This is a genomic window from Janthinobacterium sp. GL_088 (genome assembly GCF_057837845.1).
This window is the reverse complement of the sequence record NZ_CM174453.1, coordinates 154,985-162,742: the sequence shown is the minus strand read 5'-3', so window position 1 is coordinate 162,742 and position 7,758 is coordinate 154,985. Positions and strand designations below refer to the sequence as shown.

Sequence of the window (7,758 nt, the reverse complement as noted above, 5' to 3'; positions counted from 1 at the left end):
AACACAGGGCAACCGTTTGATTTTAAGGTGAATGGAAGATGCGTGAGATGAAAAAACAGGGCAAGGGGGCAGCACCCGCGGCACCCGCGACCGCCTTGACGATGCTGTGCCTGGCCATGCTGGCGCTGCCCGGCATGACCTGCGCGCAGGACGCGGTGCCGGCAGCCGCTCCCGTGGCCGCGCCGGAACGGCAGGTGACGATCGAGGAATATCTGGTGCGTGGCAATACCGTGCTCGATGCGCGTGCCATCGAAGAGGCGGTCACGCCCTTCCTGGGACCGGGCCGCACCTTGAAGGACGTGGAAGGGGCGCGCGACGCCCTCGTTGCGGCATATCAAGCCCGCGGCTACCAGTCCGTCTACGTGGACTTGCCGGAGCAGCAGGTGGAGCAGGGCGTGGTGGTGCTGCAGGTGAGCGAAACCAAGGTGGGGCGCTTGCGCGTGGTCGGCGCGCAATACAACTCGCCGCTCGACGTGCGCCAGCAAGTACCGGCCCTGACGGAAGGCAAGGTGCCCGACTTTACCCAGGCGCAAGTGGAGCTGACGGCCCTGAACCGCGGTCCCAAGCGCCAGGTGATGCCGCTGGTCAAGCAGGGCAGCCTGCCCGGCACCATGGACGTGGACTTGAAAGTCGAGGACAGCAGCCCGTGGCGCGCCAGCGTGGGCTTGAATAACGATTACAGCGCCGATACGAAAAAGTTGCGCACAAGCATGTCGGTCGGCCACGACAACCTGTGGCAGATGGGGCATAGCGCCACCATCAGCTTTTTCGGCACGCCGGGCGACCTGAACCAGACCAAGGTGTGGTCCGCCTCGTACGTGGCGCCGATCGGCACGCAGGGCTGGAGCCTGGAAGCGACGGGCTACCAGTCGAACAGCAACGTGGCCAGCACGGGCGGCACCAGCGTGCTGGGCAAGGGCCACGCGCTGGGCATGAAAGTCAACTACACGGTGCCCAACAGCGGCATCTGGTGGCACAGCTTTAGCGCCGGCATCGATTTCAAGGATAACCAGGAAGCGCTGCAGCTGAATGGCGCCGGCTCGAGCATTCCATTGAAGTATGTGCCGCTCAGCGTGGCCTACAACGGCTTTGCGCAGACGGATGCGGCGACGTACGGCCTTGGCCTGTCGCTGGTGGCCGGTACGCGCGCCGCGTTCGGCTACGGCAGCAACAGCGCCGCCTACGACAACAAGCGCTACAAGGCTACACCCAGCTTCCTCGTGCTGAAGGGCGACGCCAACGCCACCACTACCCTGGGCAGTGGCGCGCAGCTGCATGGGCGCATGTCGGGCCAGCTGGCCGATGCGGCGCTCGTGTCGGGCGAACAGATGGCCGCCGGCGGCGCCAATTCCGTGCGCGGCTACCTGTCGGCCGAAGCGACGGGCGACTACGGCGTGTCGGGCACGGTCGAATGGCGCACGCCCCAGCTGACGTATTTCAGCCGCCTGGAAAACTGGCGTTTGTTTGCCTTTGCCGATGGCGCGCGCCTGCGCCTGCGCGATCCGATGATCGAGCAGAAAGACCTGTTCGGCCTGGCCTCCGTGGGCGTGGGCAGCAGCTTCCAGTTCCTGCGCTACCTGAATGGCCGCATCGATTTTGCTTACCCGTTGCGCGATGGCCCGCGCACGCACAAACACGTGCGCCGCATCAATTTCAACCTGTCCGCCAGCTACTGACGGGCCAGCTCACCAGCACTGCACTTTTTTAGACTTTTCTTCGGAGAATCACTGTCATGCAACGTTTTCTTTTTTTGCTCACGATCCTGGGCACGCTCGTTCCCGGCCTGGCGCATGCCTGGTGGCAGCCCGACTGGGCTTACCGCAAACCCGTCACCGTCGACGCGGGCCCGAAGGCGGGCGCCGTGGGCGGCGATCCCGGCCGCATTCCCGTGCTGCTGCGCTTGCATTCGGGTAACTTCAACTTCGAAGGCGTCAGCGACAACGGCGCCGACCTGCGCTTCGTGGCGGGCGACGATAAAACGGTGCTGAACCACCAGATCGAACAGTTCAACCCGCTCTTGGGCATCGCCCTGATCTGGGTCGATGTGCCGGCCCTGACGGCCGGTACGCAGCAGCAGCTGTGGATGTACTACGGTAATCCGAAGGCGCCCGCTTCCGGCAATGGCCAGCGCACGTTCGACCCCGATTACAGCCTCGTGTACCACTTCACCGAGCCTGGCGTGCCTTCGCGCGACAGCACTGCCTACGGCAACCATGCCCAGACGGCCGTGCCGGCGCTCGATGGTTCCGTCATCGGCGCGGGCGCCCGCCTGGGCACGGCACCTCTGATGCTGCCTGCCTCGCCTTCGCTGGCGCTGGCCGCCGGCGCGCCGTTCACCTTTTCCGCCTGGGTACGTCCCGATAACCTGGGCCCGCAGCAAGTGCTGTATGCACGCCGCGATGGCGCCAATGAATTGCTGATCGGCGTAGACCAGGGTGTGCCTTTCGTGCAGGTGAATGGCCAGCGCAGCAAGCCCGGCCAGCCGATCCAGGCCGCGCAATGGTCGCACCTGGCCGTCAAGGCCGACAAGAACAACGTGGCCCTGTACGTAGGCGGCCGTCCGGCCGTGTCGCTGGCCACCGCGTTGCCAGCGTTCACCACCGCCGCCTCGGTGGGCGCCGATGCGCCGCCGGTCGCTGCCGGTACTTCCACCCTGAACAATTTCACGGGCGCCATCGACGAGCTGCGCCTGTCGCGCACGGCCCGCGCCGACGCCCTGCTGCTGGCTGACGCCGTTTCGCAAGGTTCCGAATCGCGCCTGGCCGTGTTTGGCGCCGATGAACAGCAAGCGGGCAAGAGCCATTTCGGCTTCATCATCGCCGCCATGCCGCTCGACGCGTGGATCGTCGTCGGCGTGCTGGGCCTGATGATGGTCTTGTCGTGGATCATCATGATCGGCAAGGGCCGCAGCTATGGCGCCATTTCGCGCGCCAATGCGCAATTCATGCAGTCGTTCCACGAAGCGGCCGGCGCGCCGCTGGACCACCTGGCGCGCAACGGCAAGCTGAGCGCTTCCGTGAAGACGGATTCCTCGCTGTGGCGTTTGTATGACGTGGCCATCGACGAGATGCGCCGCCGCCATGACCGCGGCTATGACTTGAACGCCGTCTCGAATGCGACCATCGGCGCCATCCGCGCCGCCATGGATGGCGTGATGGTGCGCGAAAGCGAACGCATGTCGAAACGCATGATCTGGTTGTCGACCACCATCGAAGGCGCGCCGTACGTCGGCCTGTTCGGCACCGTGATCGGCATCATGCTGGTGTTCGTCGTGGCGGCCATGGCCGGTGCCGTGGATATCAACTCGGTGGCGCCGGGCATGGCGGCAGCGCTGCTGTGTACGGCTGCCGGCCTGGGTGTGGCGATTCCCGCGCTGTTCGGCTACAACTGGCTATCCTCGCGTTCGGACGCCATCGTCGCCGATATGGCCGTCTTCGTCGATGAATTCGCCACGCGCCTGGCTGAAGAGCAGGGCGACGGACGCCAGATGCGTCCCGTGCTGCAACAGGCGTGAGGGGCGCATAACCATGGCCACCTCCGCCAAGTTTACCCCCCGCAAGCGTAGCGGCGGCATCAACATTACGCCCTTCGTCGACGTGCTGCTGGTGGTGCTGGTGATCTTCATTTTGACCAGCAACGCCAGCATTCCCGGCATCAAGGTCGACCTGCCCAAGGCCAGTTCGGCCATGGCGCTGGAAAAACCGAAGACCAAGGCCATCACCATCGACAACGCGGGCCAGATCTTCCTCGACGCCTATCCCGTCACCTTGCCCGAGCTGGAAGAGCGCTTGCGCACGGAAAAGGCCTTGACGCCCGACTTCCCCGTGATCGTGCGTGGCGATGCCGCTGTGCAATACGCGAAAGTGGTCGAAGTGCTGGACTTGCTGCGCCGGATCGACCTGAACCAGGTGGGCCTGGTGACCGGCAAGCCGGCATGAGGAGCGCAAGGTGAAGCGTGACGACATGATGAAGATGGCCGCCTCGGAACCGTCGGGCGTGGCGCAGTGGTGGCGCCGCTGGGGCGGCGTGGCCGGCGGCGCGCTGCTGGCCGGCGCGCTGGCCGCGCTGCTGGCCGGCGCGCTGGCCGCGCTGGTCTGGTATTTGCTGTCGGACACGGCGGCCACCAAGCGCGAAGTGGCGGCTCCGCCCATGCTGATGCTGCCCCCTCCGCCGCCACCGCCGCCGGAACCGGAAAAACTGCCGGAACCGACGCCGGACAAGGTGGTGCCGGAAGTGTCGGAGCCGGAACCGACGCCGGCCGACAAGCCCATGGATGACGCGCCGGAAAGCCCGTCGCCGGACAAGGGCGACCCCGTCACCATCGACGGCGCGGCGCAGGCCGGCAGCGACGCCTTCGGCATCCAGGCCGGGCGCGGCGGCGGCATGACGGGTGGCGGCGGTGGCGGCGGCCTCGGCGCGGGATCGTATGGCCGCTATGTAGCCAACGCGCTGCAGCTGGCCTTTGCCCGCGACCCGCGCACGCGCCAGCTGGCGTTTGCCGACATCCGCGTCGACCTGTGGCTCGATACGGAAGGCAAGACGACGAAGGTGCAGCTGGTGCAAGGCACAGGCAATGCGCAGACGGATGAGCAAGTGCTGGCCATGGTGCGCGATTTCCGCGCCGACGAGCGGCCACCGGCGTCCCTGCGTTTTCCGGCCCGCGTTTCCATTAAAGGTCGGCGCCCGTAAGCGCATGAACTAATTCCTCATTTACCGAAAGAAGCGATGAATTCCTTATTTTCTCCCTCACAGCACCTGCGCCGCCTTCCGCTGGCGCTGGCTGCCCTGGCCCTGAGCGTGGCGGCAGGCGCGGTACAAGCGCAGACGGCACCTGCCGACAGCACCATGGTCAAACTGATCCGCGGCCTGATCCAGAGCGGCGCCCTGAACAAGGATGCCGGCGAGGCGCTGCTGGCGCAGGCGCAGAGCGAAGCACTGGCGCAAGCGCAAGCCCGTCCGGCTGCCGCGCCGGCGGCCCTGGCGCAGGTACAGCCGGGCGATGTGCGCGTGCCGTATATTTCGCAAACCGTGCGCGAGCAGATCCGCGACGAGATCAAGGGCCAGGTCATGGCCGAAGCAAAAGCGGGTGGCTGGGCGGCGCCGAATGAAACGCCGGCCTGGACCAAGCGCATCCGCCTGGAAGGCGATGTGCGCGCGCGCTATGAATCGCGCTATTACGACATGGCCAACAGCAATATCGAGATCGACTGGCGCTCGCTCAACAGCGGCAGCGGCTACGACGTCAATTCGAACACCAACCTGGCCCTGCCGGCGCTGCTCAACACGCGCGAAGACCGCAAGCACTTGCTGCGCGCGCGCGCCCGCCTGGGCATCCTGGCCGACATTTCCGACACCACGCAAGCAGGCATCCGCCTGGCCAGCGGCAATGACGACAGCCCCGTGTCCACCACGCAAACCCTCGGCGGCGGCCTGGGCAAGAAAAACATCTGGCTGGACCAGGCCTGGCTGTCGTACCAGCCCGCTTCCTGGCTGAAACTGACGGCGGGCCGCTTCGACAATCCGTTCGTGTCCGGCGACGAACTGTTTTCCAGCGAACTCAATTTCGACGGCATCGCCGCCAAGGTGCAGCAACCCCTCGGCGACAGCAAGGACGTCACCGTCTTCGGTACCCTGGGCCTGATTCCGCTCGAGTATTCGTCCGACAATGCGCCTAGCCGCAGCCAGGCAAAAATGTCCAGCGAAAACAAGTGGCTGCTCGGTGCGCAAGTGGGCGCTTCGTGGAAGATCAATAGCGACCATCAATTGCGCGGCGCGTTGGCCTACTACAACTTCCGCAACATCAGCGGCGAGTATTCGCAGCCGTGCGCCCTGTACGCGGGCGCCGATGGCTGCAGCACGGACTGGTCGCGTCCGTCGAGCATGCAAAAGGGCAATAGCTTGATGCTGTTGCGCAATATCGCCTTGAATCCGCTGGATCCGGCGAATACGCCGCAGCCGCAATTCGTGGGCCTGGCCTCGAAATTCCGCCTGGCCAACCTGAATGCGCGCTGGGATAGCAAGGTGGCCGGCGGCACGGACTTGCGCATCGAAGGCGATTATGTGCGCAACATGGCTTACGACAAGAACGCCATGTGGGCGCGCGCCAAGGGCGGCATCATGAATAACTTCGGCGGCACGGGCGGCGTGTCGCAAGCCGATTTCAGGAGCGGCGGCAATGCCTACATGCTGCAGGCGACCCTGGGCAAGGCCAGCCCGGCCGCGCGCGGCGACTGGAATGTTTTACTGGGCTACAAGCGCATCGAACCGGATGCCTTGCCTGACGCCTACAACGATTCCACTTTCCACCTGGGCGGCACGAACGCGCGCGGCTACTACCTGGGCGGCGCGTACGCGCTCGACAAGAATACCTGGCTGAATGGCCGCTGGACGTCGAGCCGCGAAGTGTTCGGCTCGGCGCTGTCGATCGACACCCTGCAAATCGAATTGAACGCGCGTTTTTAAGGAGCCACGATGTTGATATCCAACAAAATGCGCTTGCCTTTGCTGCTGCTGAGCTTGCTGGCCGCCGGCACGGCCCAGGCGCAGGGACAGAGGGGGCAGAGCATGGAAGAGCGCCTGCGCGCCGAGTTGCGCAATGTCACGGCGCAATTGCAGCAGACGCGCGGCGAGCTGGAATTGCTCAAAGCCAAGGGCGCACCGGCCGCCAAGGCGGCGCCCGCTGCGCCTGCCAGCGATGGCTTGAAAAAGGAGCTGGCGCGCAGCCAGTCGCAACTGGCGCAGGAGCGCGCGCAGCGGGAAAAACTGGGCGAGCAGCAACAGCGCAGCGCTGCCGCCGCGCAAGAGGCAACGGCCAACCTGGCGCAGTACCGCCAGGCCAGCGAGCAGCTGGCCGCCACGGGCAAGCAGCTGGAAGCGGAGCGTGCGCGTCTCGACGGCGAAGTGACGTCCCAGCGGGGCGCCCTGGCGCGCTGCGAAAGCAAGAATGCCCAGCTGTATGCGGCCGGGCAGGACATCCTGCAAGCGTATGAGGGTCTCAATGTGCTGGACGTCATGCAGGCGCGCCAGCCGTTCGCCGCGCAAAGCCGGGTAAAACTCGAGCAAATCGCCCAGCAGTATGGCGACCAGCTGTATCAGGGCCGCTTTGATGCGCGTCAAACAGAAACACCGGCCGCGCCCGCGCCGGCCCCCCAATAATTTTATTTTGAAATGAATGGAATGACGATGGAACACACCAACAACTTGCTGACCACCCTGAACGCGGAACAAACGGCCGAGGCCATCAAGGCGGCCGGCTGCGCCGTGACCAGCATCGAACACGACGGCGTCGTGCGCCTGCACAGCGCCAGCCATGGCATCGGCTTTCAGGTGCTGTGGGGCAATGAAGCAGCGCCTGGCCAGTATGCGGATCTGACCCTGAGCTGCCCGCTGCGCGTGCAGGGCGGCGACTTGCCGTCCGGCTTGCTGGCCGAATGGCACCGCAGCAAGCGTTTTGCCCGCGTGGCCCAGCATGGCGATTTCGTCGTGCTGGAAATGGATGTGCTGGTCGCCGGTGGCGTCAGCCGCGAGTACCTGAATATCAATCTGCAACTGTGGACGCAGATGATGGGCCAGTTCTTCTTGTTTTTGCGCAACTTTACGCCGGCCGATACGAGCACCACACCGGTAGTCGAGGCCGTCAGCGTGGCAGAAGAGGAAACTGTGCCGGCCTGATAAGCGGGCCAATGGCGGTGAAAAAAGGCCCGTGACGGGCCTTTTTTGCCGCCTGCGGGTCCCAAGTGTCGTATTAAATACTTATTT

Annotated in this window: 7 protein-coding genes; all 7 read left to right on the top strand. The window is 65.1% G+C overall.

Annotation, left to right across the window (positions count from 1 at the left end):
- Window positions 1–38 precede the first annotated feature (38 nt).
- The 7 genes from AC3IQ7_RS00690 to AC3IQ7_RS00660 are packed head-to-tail and all read left to right on the top strand — an operon-like array spanning window position 39 to window position 7,671.
- Window positions 39–1,676 carry a ShlB/FhaC/HecB family hemolysin secretion/activation protein gene (locus tag AC3IQ7_RS00690; protein ID WP_489208081.1) on the top strand — a complete coding sequence of 546 codons (1,638 nt, stop codon included), beginning with the start codon at window positions 39–41 and terminating at the stop codon, window positions 1,674–1,676.
- Between the two features lie 56 nt (window positions 1,677–1,732).
- The gene (locus AC3IQ7_RS00685) at window positions 1,733–3,514 is read left to right on the top strand and encodes a DUF2341 domain-containing protein (protein ID WP_489208080.1); all 1,782 of its coding nucleotides are present in this window, start codon (window positions 1,733–1,735) and stop codon (window positions 3,512–3,514) included.
- Between the two features lie 13 nt (window positions 3,515–3,527).
- The gene (locus AC3IQ7_RS00680) at window positions 3,528–3,938 is read left to right on the top strand and encodes an ExbD/TolR family protein (RefSeq protein ID WP_489208079.1); all 411 of its coding nucleotides are present in this window, start codon (window positions 3,528–3,530) and stop codon (window positions 3,936–3,938) included.
- A gap of 10 nt (window positions 3,939–3,948) precedes the next feature.
- Complete coding sequence (locus tag AC3IQ7_RS00675) at window positions 3,949–4,689, top strand: energy transducer TonB family protein (RefSeq protein WP_489208078.1); 741 nt, start codon at window positions 3,949–3,951, stop codon at window positions 4,687–4,689.
- Between the two features lie 36 nt (window positions 4,690–4,725).
- Window positions 4,726–6,462 (top strand): putative porin, encoded by a 1,737-nt coding sequence (locus AC3IQ7_RS00670; protein ID WP_489208077.1) that lies wholly within the window; start codon window positions 4,726–4,728, stop codon window positions 6,460–6,462.
- Window positions 6,463–6,471: 9 nt separating this feature from the next.
- The gene (locus AC3IQ7_RS00665) at window positions 6,472–7,155 is read left to right on the top strand and encodes a hypothetical protein (RefSeq protein WP_489208076.1); all 684 of its coding nucleotides are present in this window, start codon (window positions 6,472–6,474) and stop codon (window positions 7,153–7,155) included.
- A 27-nt stretch (window positions 7,156–7,182) separates the two neighbouring features.
- Entirely contained in the window at window positions 7,183–7,671 is a 489-nt protein-coding gene (locus AC3IQ7_RS00660) for a YbjN domain-containing protein (RefSeq protein WP_233516233.1), read from the top strand.
- Window positions 7,672–7,758: the final 87 nt, after the last annotated feature.

Coding starts and splice junctions, on each gene's coding strand:
- AC3IQ7_RS00690 (WP_489208081.1), top strand. CDS start 39: ATGCGTGAGATGAAAAAACAGGGCAAGGGGGCAGCACCCGCGGCACCC.
- AC3IQ7_RS00685 (WP_489208080.1), top strand. CDS start 1,733: ATGCAACGTTTTCTTTTTTTGCTCACGATCCTGGGCACGCTCGTTCCC.
- AC3IQ7_RS00680 (WP_489208079.1), top strand. CDS start 3,528: ATGGCCACCTCCGCCAAGTTTACCCCCCGCAAGCGTAGCGGCGGCATC.
- AC3IQ7_RS00670 (WP_489208077.1), top strand. CDS start 4,726: ATGAATTCCTTATTTTCTCCCTCACAGCACCTGCGCCGCCTTCCGCTG.
- AC3IQ7_RS00665 (WP_489208076.1), top strand. CDS start 6,472: ATGTTGATATCCAACAAAATGCGCTTGCCTTTGCTGCTGCTGAGCTTG.
- AC3IQ7_RS00660 (WP_233516233.1), top strand. CDS start 7,183: ATGGAACACACCAACAACTTGCTGACCACCCTGAACGCGGAACAAACG.